17 protein-coding genes and 3 pseudogenes are annotated in these 12,775 nt (G+C 34.9%); 5 read left to right on the top strand and 15 right to left on the bottom strand.

Going from position 1 to position 12,775, the window contains the following annotated elements:
- Positions 1-27: 27 nt before the first annotated feature.
- Positions 28-426 carry a LuxR C-terminal-related transcriptional regulator gene (locus ACIQZA_RS17585; RefSeq protein WP_402884381.1) on the bottom strand — a complete coding sequence of 133 codons (399 nt, stop codon included), beginning with the start codon at positions 424-426 and terminating at the stop codon, positions 28-30.
- Positions 427-974: 548 nt separating this feature from the next.
- Here ACIQZA_RS17585 and ACIQZA_RS17580 point away from each other — a divergent pair.
- Both ACIQZA_RS17580 and ACIQZA_RS17575 read left to right on the top strand, forming a co-directional pair.
- Positions 975-1,361, top strand: coding sequence for a spore coat protein (locus ACIQZA_RS17580; RefSeq protein ID WP_400940559.1), 387 nt, complete (start codon positions 975-977; stop codon positions 1,359-1,361).
- Positions 1,362-1,864: 503 nt separating this feature from the next.
- On the top strand, positions 1,865-2,062 hold the full coding sequence (locus ACIQZA_RS17575) for a hypothetical protein (protein ID WP_400940557.1): 198 nt from the start codon (positions 1,865-1,867) through the stop codon (positions 2,060-2,062).
- 19 nt (positions 2,063-2,081) lie between these two features.
- Here the strand turns inward: ACIQZA_RS17575 and ACIQZA_RS17570 are convergent, their stop codons facing one another.
- From ACIQZA_RS17570 to ACIQZA_RS17535, 8 genes and pseudogenes are all read right to left on the bottom strand, one after another.
- On the bottom strand, positions 2,082-2,309 hold the full coding sequence (locus ACIQZA_RS17570) for a hypothetical protein (RefSeq protein ID WP_402884378.1): 228 nt from the start codon (positions 2,307-2,309) through the stop codon (positions 2,082-2,084).
- Between the two features lie 34 nt (positions 2,310-2,343).
- Positions 2,344-2,550 (bottom strand): hypothetical protein, encoded by a 207-nt coding sequence (locus ACIQZA_RS17565; RefSeq protein WP_402884377.1) that lies wholly within the window; start codon positions 2,548-2,550, stop codon positions 2,344-2,346.
- 29 nt (positions 2,551-2,579) lie between these two features.
- The gene (locus tag ACIQZA_RS17560; RefSeq protein ID WP_402884375.1) at positions 2,580-2,834 is read right to left on the bottom strand and encodes a hypothetical protein; all 255 of its coding nucleotides are present in this window, start codon (positions 2,832-2,834) and stop codon (positions 2,580-2,582) included.
- Complete coding sequence (locus tag ACIQZA_RS17555) at positions 2,819-3,235, bottom strand: RusA family crossover junction endodeoxyribonuclease (protein ID WP_402884374.1); 417 nt, start codon at positions 3,233-3,235, stop codon at positions 2,819-2,821. Before ACIQZA_RS17555 ends, ACIQZA_RS17560 begins: the two co-directional genes overlap by 16 nt.
- A 12-nt stretch (positions 3,236-3,247) precedes the next feature.
- Positions 3,248-3,427 (bottom strand): hypothetical protein, encoded by a 180-nt coding sequence (locus ACIQZA_RS17550; protein WP_402884372.1) that lies wholly within the window; start codon positions 3,425-3,427, stop codon positions 3,248-3,250.
- Positions 3,424-3,805 (bottom strand): annotated as a pseudogene (locus ACIQZA_RS17545) (YopX family protein). Before ACIQZA_RS17545 ends, ACIQZA_RS17550 begins: the two are co-directional and overlap by 4 nt.
- A gap of 44 nt (positions 3,806-3,849) precedes the next feature.
- Positions 3,850-4,038, bottom strand: a complete 189-nt coding sequence (locus ACIQZA_RS17540) for a hypothetical protein (protein ID WP_402884370.1) — start codon at positions 4,036-4,038, stop codon at positions 3,850-3,852.
- On the bottom strand, positions 4,031-4,204 hold the full coding sequence (locus ACIQZA_RS17535; RefSeq protein ID WP_400940542.1) for a hypothetical protein: 174 nt from the start codon (positions 4,202-4,204) through the stop codon (positions 4,031-4,033). The genes ACIQZA_RS17540 and ACIQZA_RS17535 overlap by 8 nt, the downstream gene beginning before the upstream one ends.
- Positions 4,205-4,608: 404 nt before the next feature.
- Here ACIQZA_RS17535 and ACIQZA_RS17530 point away from each other — a divergent pair, with 404 nt between their 5' ends.
- On the top strand, positions 4,609-5,100 hold the full coding sequence (locus tag ACIQZA_RS17530) for an Ltp family lipoprotein (protein ID WP_142510644.1): 492 nt from the start codon (positions 4,609-4,611) through the stop codon (positions 5,098-5,100).
- Positions 5,101-5,255: 155 nt separating this feature from the next.
- Here ACIQZA_RS17530 and ACIQZA_RS17525 read toward each other — a convergent pair whose 3' ends face one another.
- The 4 genes from ACIQZA_RS17525 to ACIQZA_RS17510 all read right to left on the bottom strand — a co-directional run bounded on the left by ACIQZA_RS17525 (position 5,256) and on the right by ACIQZA_RS17510 (position 8,792).
- Positions 5,256-5,498 (bottom strand): YhjD family protein, encoded by a 243-nt coding sequence (locus ACIQZA_RS17525; protein WP_402884368.1) that lies wholly within the window; start codon positions 5,496-5,498, stop codon positions 5,256-5,258.
- 1,002 nt (positions 5,499-6,500) lie between these two features.
- A complete protein-coding gene (locus ACIQZA_RS17520; protein WP_400940537.1) occupies positions 6,501-6,638 on the bottom strand; it encodes a hypothetical protein in 138 nt (45 codons plus the stop codon).
- 148 nt (positions 6,639-6,786) lie between these two features.
- Positions 6,787-6,918, bottom strand: coding sequence for a hypothetical protein (locus ACIQZA_RS17515; RefSeq protein WP_400940535.1), 132 nt, complete (start codon positions 6,916-6,918; stop codon positions 6,787-6,789).
- Positions 6,919-7,400: 482 nt separating this feature from the next.
- Positions 7,401-8,792 (bottom strand): hypothetical protein, encoded by a 1,392-nt coding sequence (locus tag ACIQZA_RS17510; protein ID WP_402884366.1) that lies wholly within the window; start codon positions 8,790-8,792, stop codon positions 7,401-7,403.
- A 385-nt stretch (positions 8,793-9,177) separates the two neighbouring features.
- On the opposite strand from ACIQZA_RS17510, the pseudogene ACIQZA_RS17505 reads away from it, so the two are divergent.
- Positions 9,178-9,938 (top strand): annotated as a pseudogene (locus ACIQZA_RS17505) (MerR family transcriptional regulator).
- A 675-nt stretch (positions 9,939-10,613) separates the two neighbouring features.
- Here the strand turns inward: ACIQZA_RS17505 and ACIQZA_RS17500 are convergent.
- A pseudogene (locus ACIQZA_RS17500) lies at positions 10,614-10,919 on the bottom strand (recombinase RecT); the annotation flags it as partial.
- A gap of 308 nt (positions 10,920-11,227) precedes the next feature.
- Here ACIQZA_RS17500 and ACIQZA_RS17495 point away from each other — a divergent pair.
- Positions 11,228-11,863, top strand: a complete 636-nt coding sequence (locus ACIQZA_RS17495; RefSeq protein WP_402884365.1) for a GDSL-type esterase/lipase family protein — start codon at positions 11,228-11,230, stop codon at positions 11,861-11,863.
- A gap of 177 nt (positions 11,864-12,040) precedes the next feature.
- On the opposite strand, the gene ACIQZA_RS17490 is transcribed toward ACIQZA_RS17495, so the two are convergent.
- Entirely contained in the window at positions 12,041-12,598 is a 558-nt protein-coding gene (locus ACIQZA_RS17490; RefSeq protein ID WP_402884363.1) for a helicase, read from the bottom strand.
- Between the last annotated feature and the right edge of the window lie 177 nt (positions 12,599-12,775).

The raw sequence follows: 12,775 nt of genomic DNA, 5'->3' as shown, positions 1-12,775 counted from the left end.
TAAATTCGTAGGAGCCAAGGCCCCACATCACGCTATCATCTGTTTTACAATGTTATCCTTAATTCGTTTAATGCTTGTTGCTGATAAAGCCATGTGTTGACCTATCCAACGTTGAGATTTGCCGTCTAACATCCAGTTCAGCACTTGAACTTCTCTATCACCAGTAACATTATCTAGAAGCTTCTGAACCTCTAAGAGCTTCTTCTCATACTCTGCAACACGTTTAATATTTTTCGAACGTCTAATAGCCTCCTGCATAATTGGATCACCTACGCCTCCTGCTGCCTTTGGGAGTGTAGCCTCAATTCCATACTGTGCCGTTTTTGCCCCAATAACCATTTCTGCTCGCATTTCTTTGATGGCGTTAACCATCCAGTGGTAGTCTGTAATCATTGCGTCTAGCTTGTCTTGCGTTAGTAATTTCATAGGTTTGCCCTCCTACGGTGTGGTATAATAATTTTGTTAAGCACCGTCAAAGGGCATAAACCAATTCTGAGCTGTAGCGTCTGCAAACGCTGCGGCTTTTTTATGTTAATTTTGAACGGATTTCTTAGACATCATAGGTTCTCCACCAGTAACTGAGAGTGTTTTAAGATGTTGGTGTTTTTGCTCATATTGTTCATTAGTTTACTGTAGCGTGTTAGATACTACGGCTTTTTTATTTTTAAATTGATTTCACAGGCAATTCACTATACAAATATAGCTATCACGACATATTAATAGTAATGTAAAGCTAATTTAGCCTTACTCCTCCGAATCTTGTTACTAAGGGTCACTTCTATCCCAAGTGACCCTTTTATAGTTACTTTACTCAAAAGTACCCTATAGGATTGATTTCGGTCCAGAAACAACATAGCTAATTATAAGTTTTAAAAAAATAATATTTACTATATCTTCACTCCACCTTCCTAATTGTCCAAACAACTGTATTCGATATGAATAAAATATTGTTAGAAGAGGAGGTGAATATAAAAATGGCATCATTTGAAATTGGAGCGAGAAGTCTTTTCAATTTTCGAAACGAACGCTTTTTCCTATTAGTTGAAGATGAAATTACAATTCCAGCTCAAGGTGTGGAGATTGATCCAGTTAATATCTATGAGATTGACCAACAAACTTTCAATTTTATTAGAGATGAAGGAGATACACCTGTGATTCGACCAGTTATTACTCTTCCACCTGTACCACCTGGATTTAAATTAGAACGAAAATGTATTTTTTCAGTTGATAATGCATACTACGTAATTTATGATTTAGAAAATGGAACAGATAACAATGTTTTATTAAGAATCGGTGCAGCTTTATTTAACTCTTTGAGAAATTCTGGTGTTCGTGAATGTGTTCCTCAAAATTTCATTTAAATAAATAGGTATTGTTATATATCCCCTCAATGTGGGTTATATTTAACAAACTGCTGTACAACAACAAGCGATCAATTTTATTGGTTGCTTGTTTTTTTATGTTTCCAACTTAAATGACATATCTTAATTGGGGATAGCAACCTGTTACATTGCATCGTCCCAGTTTGTTTTTGCACTATGCTATCCCGCCGATACATAATTTAACCTTCCTACACGCTTTATTCGATGTAACTTGTGACCACGCTGCGGCTTTTTTAATGTATAGGTAACTTTAATTTGCACACTCTGATGTAGAGTGTAACGCACACACTTATTAGGCTGTGGTGTTGGTTGACCATCGCGGCCTCCCTCTCATTTAGGGTCACTCCAACTCAGTGACCCTTTGTATAGTTTCTTTCCTCATATTGTGCAGTAATTGAATCAATCCATATTTTCAAATATTACCTAATTATGTTATCCTTATATAGGTTATTAACCTATATATATCAGGGAGTTGTTATGCAATGAAAACAATGTCTACAATGGGATGGATTATATTTTTCTTAGGCACCTTTTTATTTTCACGCGGATGGAGCAGAGTATCAGGTACCTTCGAATACAATTCATCTATTCCAAATAAATCTGTTGCACTAATATACATTTCTATGGGCGTTTTTGTTATTTTCATTTCATTCTTTGTAAAACCTCAAAAAGATAAATAACTTTACTGAACAATTTCTTTCAAATATTCTTAAATTTTGATTCCAGTTCGGATTTCCACATGTACGAACGCTCTTTTGTTTCTACGTTATCTAACCAATACACAAGTTCTGTCATAGTAAGACCATCTGCGTTATCAGCAATTATTTCAGAAGTAGCTGTAATAACTTTGTAGTCAATTCCGTCAACCTCGTAAATTTCTCCAGGTTGAATTATTGGTCTACCGTTATAGAATTTCGGTTTTTTCATTTTTCACCCTCCTGTACAATATCTTTCATATTGTTTAGTACGATTTAAGAAACTTAATAAAGGTATTTGGAGAGTTACCTCCATTTTCAATACAGTCAATATATAGGTCTTCCACTGTATCATTTTCGTAGTACCCTTTGCTATCCAGCAAATCTCTAACAATCTTTTCATTTTCTCTCGCTATTTGAAATGACTCTCCTGCTACTTTAATCGCTTCTTGAATTTCTTTTGACACTCTCATAAGTAATTCTCCTTCCTGCATAATATCTTTCAACTAACCACTTTCTGTTTGCCTAATAATCCACCAACCCTAGGTCCAATCCGTCCGGCCATTTCAAGGTCCATAACAATTAAAGCTACATTTGCATGACTGATTAAAAACCTTTTTGCGATTCTATCTATTGGCAGACCAGCATTCCACAGGCTTATAAATATCTCAATCTGCTTATGAGTAAAATCGAATTTCATATTTTCGTGAGCATCACCAGTAAATAAAATGTACTTCTCAGCTACTTTTCTGCCCATTCAATCGTCACCTCTGCTCTTGGATTATCTGAGTACCACTTACGAGCAACCAACTCAGTCACTTGGCTATCGTCATGCCATATAACCTTACTCAGACCGTCTTTAATGCCCTTCGCTAGATTATCGATGTCTGGTTTAGTTGTTGGTCGTAATGTTCCATCTAGTGCTTGCTGAAGCTTTTTCTTACTGTTACTGATAGCTTTTGGCATCTTTCGATACACATCAATGTTCAACTTAATTTCCTCGGTAATAAGCGTCTCTGGTGCTACTTGTGAAGCTACCAATCTCACGAATGATTTATAGTCTTTGGATTCCTTTGGATCGAATGCGCCATTTCGTGTCGCTCGTGGTCTTTGTTGTGCCTGTACATCACCTGGTATTTCAAATGTTAAAGTGTTCATATTTCCACATCCTTAATCCTCAAGCTTAACGAGCTGTAATCTGTTATTTTCTTTGCTTTTTGAACGTCTTTGATAAGCTCTAGTTTGATAAAACCTAATTGTAGATGGTTCTACACCACGATCTGCAGCTATCTCTTTCACTGTTCCTATAGCCACCATCTGAACACCCTTATAAAGCGCGTATTCTTTCATGCTGTTACCTCCAGCAATTCAGGGTTTTCGTAAATGTTGCCTAATACAGTAATTTCATTTATCTCTGACCACAAAGAAATTGCGTCACTTCCGTTATCAACCCACCAACAACCTTCGGACATTTTTACTTGACCAATGAAATCCTCGTTTACTGAAACCACAGGTATTTCAACTTTTACAATATCCCCCTAAAATCCCCATACCGTTCTTGTCCTTTAAGCCTGTGTATTGCATAAGAATTACTTCCGAATGTTCATCAAAATTCATCCAACCTGGTTTTCGGTCATAATCCACATTTTCTGGCTCTACCCACATACAATGAGCTGTGTAATTTTCATCTTTCGAATCCGTATTACCTACTAGCACTTTGTAAGACATAAAGTTGTATGTTTTATCCCAAGCCCGAAACTTAATCTCTCTACTCATGCAGCCATAGCCCCTTTCATTTTTGAAATAAGATAATCCGTAGCCTCTTCAGTATCTCTTAGCCCGACTAAAGCTCTCATTTGATCCAAACGCTTATAAGCCATGATTTCGTTATGCTTACCGCCAAAGCGCTGGCGTTGACCTAAATACAAAATGAGTTGATCGATTAGAAACTGTTCATTCATGTGTTTCACCACCTAGTGCTTTACGTGCTACTTTACCTGCATCTTGCATAACAATTGATTCTGCATACATATCAACTCTGAAATGATTATTTTCACATGCATAAAACTCAAGAGCTTTTTTAAAATGAGTCATTTTATCAGTTGCTTTAAACGTTGCTTTTTCCATAATTTCATAACATTTTTCTGTTTGTATTAGTATAAAAACAAATTTATTTTATATTTATTTTTATTCCATATAAACTCGTATAAAATCTTTTAATTGGGGTACTTTCTGGGGTACCGTTATTTTAATCAAAAAATACAAAAGCATTGAGCAGGTGCAATTTTATTAATATCAAATTATAAAAAAATCACTCATTTTCTATTTCTTAAATGAGTGATTTAAAGTCACAATTAGTTTTAACTTTTATCCGAAGTAATTAGTAACTTTAATGTGTATAGTCTCGATGTCCATGCTTTAGTATTTGTAAATTCTAATCTTTATGTACCAAAATCAATACTGACAATACATTCCAATATTGATATAATTTAATAGAACTAACAACATATACAAAGGAGACTACTTTACAAATGAAGAAAAAACTAATTTTTAGCGCAGCGTTAGTATTAAGTCTAGGTTTAGCTGGATGCGGCACAGATTCGTCAAATGATGCCTCTAATAAAGATGAGCAAAAACCTGTATCTGCTGAGGCTGAAAAAACTAATGCTGATGAAAAAACTAAAGTTAAAGACGAAGCTAAGGCTAAAGAGGAAAGTGTTCCTAGAGAATATAAATCGGCTTTAAAGAAAGCCGAGCAATATGCAAAAACTATGCAAATGTCAAAAGCAGGGATTTATGACCAGTTGACTTCTGAACATGGAGAGAATTTCCCTGTAGAAGCAGCTAAATATGCTATAGATAACCTTGTATTTGATTGGAAAGAAAACGCATTGAAAAAAGCAAAATCATACGCAGAAATGATGAGTATGTCAGATTCTGCTATTTATGATCAATTAATTTCAGAACACGGAGAAAAATTTACTCCAGAAGAAGCTAAATACGCGGTTGATAATTTAAAATAAGTAATACTATCCACACTAAATATCGTGGAGGCACATAAAGGTCACTCAAATGAGTGGCTTTTTTTATTGGTGACTAATCAATAACTTTTCTACCTGTGTTTTCAGTGCTCGATTTGCATACGTCAACACTAGGTCTTCGCCAGCTGTGGCAACGGTCAAATCACTAAGTATTCAATATTCTTTTCCCACTTTACTACTTTAATTTTGTCTTTTGCCAACAAGCGCTTTAAGTTGTAATAATCGTTAGTGACTGCTTTTAATAAATTATCAAGGATTGGCAAATTTATTTTGCTCATTTTTAATGTTTCAATCGCTTTATAATCACGCTGTAATGATTGTACAGCCATATCATAAACGACAAATTTATGAAGAAGTTTTCTTTGCTCCGCATTTATCATACGACCTCGCGCTCCTTGTGGAAGACTGGAACAACTGCCAACACACTTTCAATCATAAATGTACGTTTTACCTGTTTACTGAAACAGTAAGCTTGAAATGAATCACCAACAATCTTAATGATTTTTATACGTCTTTTTGACACATTACCGTCTTTAGCAATGTACATCATATTTAAAAATTGGTTACGTTGCATTGTTTAATTAGTTGTTCTTTCATCATCCCACACTCCGCTAAACAAACCAATTCTTAGCTACAGCACCTGCAAACGCTGCTGCTTTTTTTATGTTACAATTTACATAAATAACATAACGAGGTGATTTAACGGATATGTTTTTGGACATATTTCCAGGTATATACTTTATCGGAAGACTGCTTTGTTTTATTCCGCCTATATTATTACTACCTGTTATAATGGTGGTTTGTGTAGCGATTTATAAAACCTTACTCGGAAAAATATTACCTATTAAGATTTATAATTTATTACTTGTTCCTATTGCCCTACTTGGATTCTTTATTTGGGCTATTCCGATGGACATGGGATTTTTTGAATTTTTTAGAGCGATATTATAATCGCTCTATTTTCGTTTAATTCTCATATTTCATTAAGGTTCTTTGTTTTTGCGACACTCTCCAATAAAAAAATAGAATAGGTTAACTAAAAACTTAATCTATGTTAACCTATAACCATAAACTATAAATCATACCATTATTTGGAGGTGTTTTTTTGTCTGTAAAGAATAAAACATTACTTAGCTCGGTTTTTGATTTGGCATTATTTACTTTAGGAGGATATAGAATTTTTACTAACAACTTAGAAGCTATGTCAATTCTAGTAGCATATATTTTCTTTATTTGCGGATTAATAGGTTTTGTTTTTAATGTAGTAAAGTTGTCAAGAATTCCTCGAACTTAGCATTGCTTTGTTGCAATGCTTTTTTATATGATTGCACAATATCTTTCTAATTTACGTTGCTGGCTCACACTCTCTCTTGGCTATACATTTATTGTATTCCCCTGTCATTTACTGTCCAGATTCCTTCTGAACGATCGTTGTGAATTTCTATTACTTGAATTTCTACTCCTATTTGGTCTGTATACCAATAGCTTTGCTCAGTCGCTTTTCGGATTCTTACCCACATGCAGTTAGCCACTTTTTATTTTTACTGAACATTTTCTTTCAAATTTCCACATTGCCCCCTATGCAAACGACTAATCTGCTCAAGCTCCTCCTCACTGTTCCGTAGTTGCCTATAAGTCTTGTATTTCCTGCATTTCTTGGTTGGATCATTAACTTTCCATTTCGGACATCCACGACATTCGAGAAAAGCTATGTGGTCCTGTTGATTGATTAGCCTTGCTCTTCGCTGCACCTTTCCAACCTCTCTCCGTATCATCAGCACCAATCGTTCTAATTCTCATGATGACCCAGCCTTGGTGAATTTCTTTATATTTAGATCATCACCTAATACCTTTGCAACAGTTACTCTCCGCGCGAAAGTAAAATAGACGTTATTAATTTGGCGGTATTTTTGATTTAATGATTTTAGTGAAGTAAAAAAATGACTTGATTAATAGAGGTGATTCATAAAAAAGAATTTATATTATTTTTAACTATATGCCATATAAACTCATATAAAATCTTTTAATTGGGGTACCATTATTAAACATAAAAATATAAAAGCATCGAGCAGGTGCGATATCAAAAAATAGCTAATCTTAAAACCACTCATTTTTATTTTTAAATGAGTGGTTTTAACAGGTTATCCATTTTATAAAACTGCATTTATACTTATTGAAACTGCTCGACACTCACTTTTCAGAGCAAAAGAACAGTCACGCTCAAATGAACATGACTGAATGTTTTTCCGTATTTCAGACTAGGTAATGTACTTAATTAGATATTACTGCCCGTTTGTCACTGTTGGGATACCACGTTGAAGAAGTCCGGCTAAACCAGATAATGTACGATGTCCAGCCGCTTCACCTCGTCGACCATAAGCAACGATTGAAGAAGTTGTCCCCATTTCAACTGTACTTCTCCATAAACCTTCGCCAGATTCTCGTACCGCTTTATCGACTTTGTTAATAAAATCTGAATCTCCGTTATTAGCGAATGTATATAAATATCCTGTTGAATACGGATGATCATTAATTAGCCCTGTAAGGTTTAAAACCTCGTCACTAGTTGGCGTTTGAGTCCCAAAGAATGTTTTTGCAGCCGTGAAAGTAGACCCAGATAAAGTAGCTGGTGAGCCATTAGTTAATGGGATCATAGCCATCAAAGCATTTGATTGGTTAGCAAGTACATAATTCTTGTAATAATTGCTTAGTTTTTTAGCTGAAGTAACTAGAGTCGATTCTGTAAGTGCATAAATATTATTTGTTGGAACAATACCATGACCTAACCAAACAAGAGATGCACCTACATATGAATCATATCCTGATGAAACATACGGTGCTCGCAATTGTGCCCAAGTAGTACCTTTAGCACCACCACCAATTGCAATCGAAACAGAATCCGAATCAACAGTGTTACCAAAAGCGTGAATCAAGTTAACTCCAGCGTTAAAAATATTTGTATAAAGAGGATCATTTTCAACTTCAGTTTGAGAATGGCCAAGAACAACGTCATGGTAGTAAGCTAAAGAACCTAACATCGCATACGTAGTATTAACAACACCGTTAGCCACTTTAAAAGTTGATCCATCAGCTGTTTTGAATGAACGAACAGTTGGATTTGTTGTACCAAATGATCCCGGATCAGTCATAAGAGTTTTACCGTGACCCGAATTTTGGCAGTGATATAGTATTTTTTGATAGTGTCGAGTAAGTGCTGTATTCAAGTACGCTTGTGAATCTCCTGAACCATTTACACCTAAATTATTATACGCATGAGTTGATTTACGAAGCATAGATAATGCTACTAACATAATTGGATAACCTGGATCAATTTCAACAACCCCAGCTTCCCAAGCTGTACTACCACTCGGAATTTCAATTGTGGCCTCCGCTTTAGTATGAATAGGTGTTGTATAGAAGATATTTAAGTTATGAACGATTGCACTCATCACTCGGTAAGAATCTGAATGATTTGGACCAATTTTGTCGAAAAGCGTTGTCAAGAATTGAATTTGCCATCCCATGCGTTGTAAACCAACTCCCGGAACTGCTCGCCCTGCGAAAACTCGCCCCTGTGCAATTTGGGCTTCATCAGCTCCTCTATAAGAAGAACCTTCTGGAAATTGTTCGTTAAAGAATTTTAATGCTTCGTTTACTGTATTTAATACTGCCATTTTTTTCACCCCAAGAATTATTATGTTTAATAGATACTAGTTACATATCACTTTTAGACTCTTATACTAATTAAGTCACATAAATATGAGCCGGCCAAGTTTGTCACGCTCCAAACTAGTCTACCAAGCGCAGGTCGGTCGTCAGTCTGTCTCTCCCTCCCTAATATAAAGGATATGACAAATACCAAGTTAGGGAAATATTTACATCACCTCCTACCTCCAATTATCTCTCATTTGTTTACTTAATGCACGAAGTAAACGAATGTAACATATGCACCATTGTACTTTTACAACAATTATTCAAGAATTTTTTAAAATTTCCCCTTGAACCTCAAGTTACTTTAGGTTATATGATAAAGCTATACTTTTGATAGGAGGAATTTTGATGAATAAGGATAGCAAGTTTTCTATTGGTGAATTTTCAGAAAAGACAGGAATGCCAATACCTACTTTGCATTACTATGTTGAAATTGGTTTATTACAACCCGAAAAGAATCCTTCTTCTGGGCATCGCACTTACTATTTTCAAGATATTATTACTTTACAAAAAATTATAAGCCTAAAATTTCTAGGGTATCGTCTAGATAAAATAGCAATTTTGTTAAATGAGTCGAGTTTTAACGTTGATTTGAATGAAAGTTTATCACTTCATTTAAATGCTTTAGTAAGTGAAAAGGAAAAAATTGAACAATCAATACAAGCAATTAAAAGAGTAATAAAGTTACTCGAAGAAGAAGGAGAAGTAGATAGTACGATATTATTTAGCCTTATCTACAATATGAAAGTAGAACATAAACATGAAGAATGGATGGAACGTCATCGTTTAACAGACATCGCAGAAGAGCTTTCAATCAAATCAGGGGAAGATAAAATTATCTTGGATAAAACATTTATTCAATTTTCTAAAGAAATGAAACAATTATATGGTAAACCTATAGATAACTCCAAAGTACAAGAGATGGTCAAAAACTATTTAGATTCCATTTTTTCATTTCTTGGTGACGATTTAATATAGCTGATACTAATTTGGAAGAACTGGATATTCAAGAACTTGAAAAGATGACAACTTCTCCTTTCAATGAGGATGAACAGAAATGGTTTACTCAAGCAATAGAGTTTTATATGAAGCACGGAGAAATGGAATAAAAATCACAGGTACATCTGAGATCATTTCATCCTCCCCTCCTAAAATATTTTGCTGAAATACTTTTATGATTCGCTTCCCCTTGTGTCGAATATTCAAATTTTCAACTTCGGACTTATGTACAAAACCCACAAATACTAGAAATATTCTATCGGCGAGTTGACATTTAAAACGCAAAATATTAAGGTGTAAAAATCCAACAAGGATGTTTTTATACAATTACGGAAATATTTCTTGCCTTTTTACCGATTCTTTTTCTAATAATTTTCTATGTTGTCCCCTTAGTATTTGGAGTTTGGTTCGCATACATAATGAACAAACTCAAATTCTAAAAAGTATAGCTGAAAAGCTAGATAAATAATGTACTAATGGTGGTCTTCTATAGAAAACTCTATCCTCTCGAATACTGCAAAACTACCACTCACTTGATAATTCAATAGTTTGGTTACCTAGTTATGTAATCTAGTACCGAGCGTCTGATTTATTCTTCTCCTGTTTGGTTATTCCTACAGGAGAATTTGTGCGGTATGTTATTCATGCACTTGATTTTCTACTTCACATTCAGGTGCATCAACGAAAACTCAGTTTTTCGTGTGATGTCTTTCATTTCACGTTTTGGCACTGTGCCCTCGTCACATTTCCACACTATCGTAGGTCTTCCACACGTTTCGTACACCTTTGAAATAAGCTACCCTATAATCACCTACAAAATCACCTTCATCTACGGCCATGCAAAGCTTGTGTTTTAATTTAGGATCTAACCCTAATTCCTACTCAAACTTGTCTTTCTCGTATACTGCATGAGCATTAATCGACAGGATATGACCACTACGTCTCGCAAGATCAATCATCCCTTTGCAACCAATGTTGAATTGAACTACTGTCATCTGCTTTTTGTTATTTTTGAAGGGTAATAAGTAACAGTGACCCATTAAACCAAGTTCTAATCCGAGCTGTGTTGCTTGCATGACTTCACCTAGTAAATGCCATTTGTTAAGTAGTCATCAATAGTTTTAGGCTTTGTTTGTTGTCCTTCTTTTAATCGTTTGCTATCCAGCCGAATAGTGGGGATTGTTTTTCAAGTGACCTCGGCGGTCTGAGCACTTCTGCAACCTCACAGAATTATTTTGAGTTGATTTTCATACTCTTTTCGTGGCTTTTCCTCAACTTTTATCGATTCAATTACATTTTACTGTTTGACCCCGCTTATTTCTTACTTTGTCTAGGATCGTTTCCACATTCATCTTTTACTGAATATTATAAGAACATAACTAATAAGTTGAGGTGAATTATGGATTTCAATCATTTACGTTATCTTGCGATAGGCGATTCTCTTACTGTAAGTATCGGCGTCCCGTTTTTAGACCCTGGATATGTTGAATATTATAGATATCTAAGCCAGCAAATTTTAAAAAAGCGTATTTCTTATCAAAAACATGCAAGGTCAGGAGCAACGACAGAGAATGTTTTAGCTATGCTTAATGCGCCGATTGTGATGGAAGCTGTAAAGTGTGCAAATATCATCACGATAACAGCTGGGGGGAATGATTTAATAAACGCTGCTAAAGAATTTCTAATAAATAACAACGAAGAAAGTATATCTTATGCTATTAAGCAATCAGGGAAAAACATCTCAAAAATATTAGAAAAAATTCATCATCTAGACAAACAAGAAAAATATATTTTACGGTTACAGAATTTATACAATCCATTTAGCGATATTCCTATAGCAGACGAGGGCATTCGAGCGTTTAATTCATTAATTAACCGTTTTGGTCGGGAATTGAATGTTAAAGTAGCTGATATCTATAGTGTATTTAAGGGGAATGAAAAAGCTTTACTATCATCAGGAGGAATTCATCCTAATAGTAGGGGATACTATCAAATGGCATTAGCTCTAAGTAGGCTCGGATATTCCCCGTTATAAAGCTAAGGGCTGTCAGGACAATCTAATCCTTTTTATTTTATGAGCTATTACTTATTATTTTTCTAGCAAGAGGCTGACAATCATTGTCAGCCTTTGAACCATATCAGAAATGGAAATGATGGAATTATAAATTTCTCAAATCACAACGCATTTACCTTATTCACATTTCCAAATTCCTTATTCTTTTTCTGTCGTGTTTTTTTGACAAAAGATAAAATAATCGTTAGGGTTCCAAATGTGTAGATGATCAGCCCGGTATCCACGAAGCCATAAAATACCGTTAATTCGTCTAAGATAAAAACCTTTCGGAAAATTATCGTCTTCAGTTAGTTTTTCGGATGCTATTGTTATGGAGCCAGATGGAGCTTGTTGTTGCTGTAAAGAATCCCCTGAACAACCTTCAGTTTGATCCAGATACTCCATCCTTAGATAAGGTCCTAGCTCAAGCGGACACAATTTCAAACCAAGTTCCTCAGCTCTTTTAAAGATTCGATCCGTATTAGCTCCATCAGGAAAGCCAAGGTCTCCAACAGTTAGTTCAACAGTCTGAAGGCTGTACTTCTTATCAGAAGTTGTAAATTTATCAGCAGTAAATAACTTCTCTCCATACTCATTCATCAAGATAGAGTACTGTTGCAATTTCTGAATAAGCTGTGATTTAGTAAGGCCGCCAACTTCCACCGTTCTAGTGATAAATGGGCAATGTGGGTATATTTCGTTATTTTCAATACGCAATTGTAGTCACTCCTATCAAATTTAGTAACAGTTTGAAAATACAATATAGAAGATTATATTTAATTATTCTACAATTACCAATAAATCTCCTTGTTTAACTAACCTGTGCTGTTAGTTGGTGGTATAAAAAAGCAATAAAAAGAAGCAACCTTCCGATTACTTCAACATCTATCCCAA

Source organism: Lysinibacillus sp. NPDC096382, assembly GCF_044762845.1.
Lineage (GTDB): Bacteria > Bacillota > Bacilli > Bacillales_A > Planococcaceae > Lysinibacillus.
This window is presented reverse-complemented; position numbering and strand designations above follow the sequence as displayed.

Coding starts and splice junctions, on each gene's coding strand:
- ACIQZA_RS17585 (WP_402884381.1), bottom strand. CDS start 426: ATGAAATTACTAACGCAAGACAAGCTAGACGCAATGATTACAGACTAC.
- ACIQZA_RS17580 (WP_400940559.1), top strand. CDS start 975: ATGGCATCATTTGAAATTGGAGCGAGAAGTCTTTTCAATTTTCGAAAC.
- ACIQZA_RS17575 (WP_400940557.1), top strand. CDS start 1,865: ATGAAAACAATGTCTACAATGGGATGGATTATATTTTTCTTAGGCACC.
- ACIQZA_RS17570 (WP_402884378.1), bottom strand. CDS start 2,309: ATGAAAAAACCGAAATTCTATAACGGTAGACCAATAATTCAACCTGGA.
- ACIQZA_RS17565 (WP_402884377.1), bottom strand. CDS start 2,550: ATGAGAGTGTCAAAAGAAATTCAAGAAGCGATTAAAGTAGCAGGAGAG.
- ACIQZA_RS17560 (WP_402884375.1), bottom strand. CDS start 2,834: ATGGGCAGAAAAGTAGCTGAGAAGTACATTTTATTTACTGGTGATGCT.
- ACIQZA_RS17555 (WP_402884374.1), bottom strand. CDS start 3,235: ATGAACACTTTAACATTTGAAATACCAGGTGATGTACAGGCACAACAA.
- ACIQZA_RS17550 (WP_402884372.1), bottom strand. CDS start 3,427: ATGAAAGAATACGCGCTTTATAAGGGTGTTCAGATGGTGGCTATAGGA.
- ACIQZA_RS17540 (WP_402884370.1), bottom strand. CDS start 4,038: ATGAATGAACAGTTTCTAATCGATCAACTCATTTTGTATTTAGGTCAA.
- ACIQZA_RS17535 (WP_400940542.1), bottom strand. CDS start 4,204: ATGGAAAAAGCAACGTTTAAAGCAACTGATAAAATGACTCATTTTAAA.
- ACIQZA_RS17530 (WP_142510644.1), top strand. CDS start 4,609: ATGAAGAAAAAACTAATTTTTAGCGCAGCGTTAGTATTAAGTCTAGGT.
- ACIQZA_RS17525 (WP_402884368.1), bottom strand. CDS start 5,498: ATGATAAATGCGGAGCAAAGAAAACTTCTTCATAAATTTGTCGTTTAT.
- ACIQZA_RS17520 (WP_400940537.1), bottom strand. CDS start 6,638: ATGTGGGTAAGAATCCGAAAAGCGACTGAGCAAAGCTATTGGTATACA.
- ACIQZA_RS17515 (WP_400940535.1), bottom strand. CDS start 6,918: ATGAGAATTAGAACGATTGGTGCTGATGATACGGAGAGAGGTTGGAAA.
- ACIQZA_RS17510 (WP_402884366.1), bottom strand. CDS start 8,792: ATGGCAGTATTAAATACAGTAAACGAAGCATTAAAATTCTTTAACGAA.
- ACIQZA_RS17495 (WP_402884365.1), top strand. CDS start 11,228: ATGGATTTCAATCATTTACGTTATCTTGCGATAGGCGATTCTCTTACT.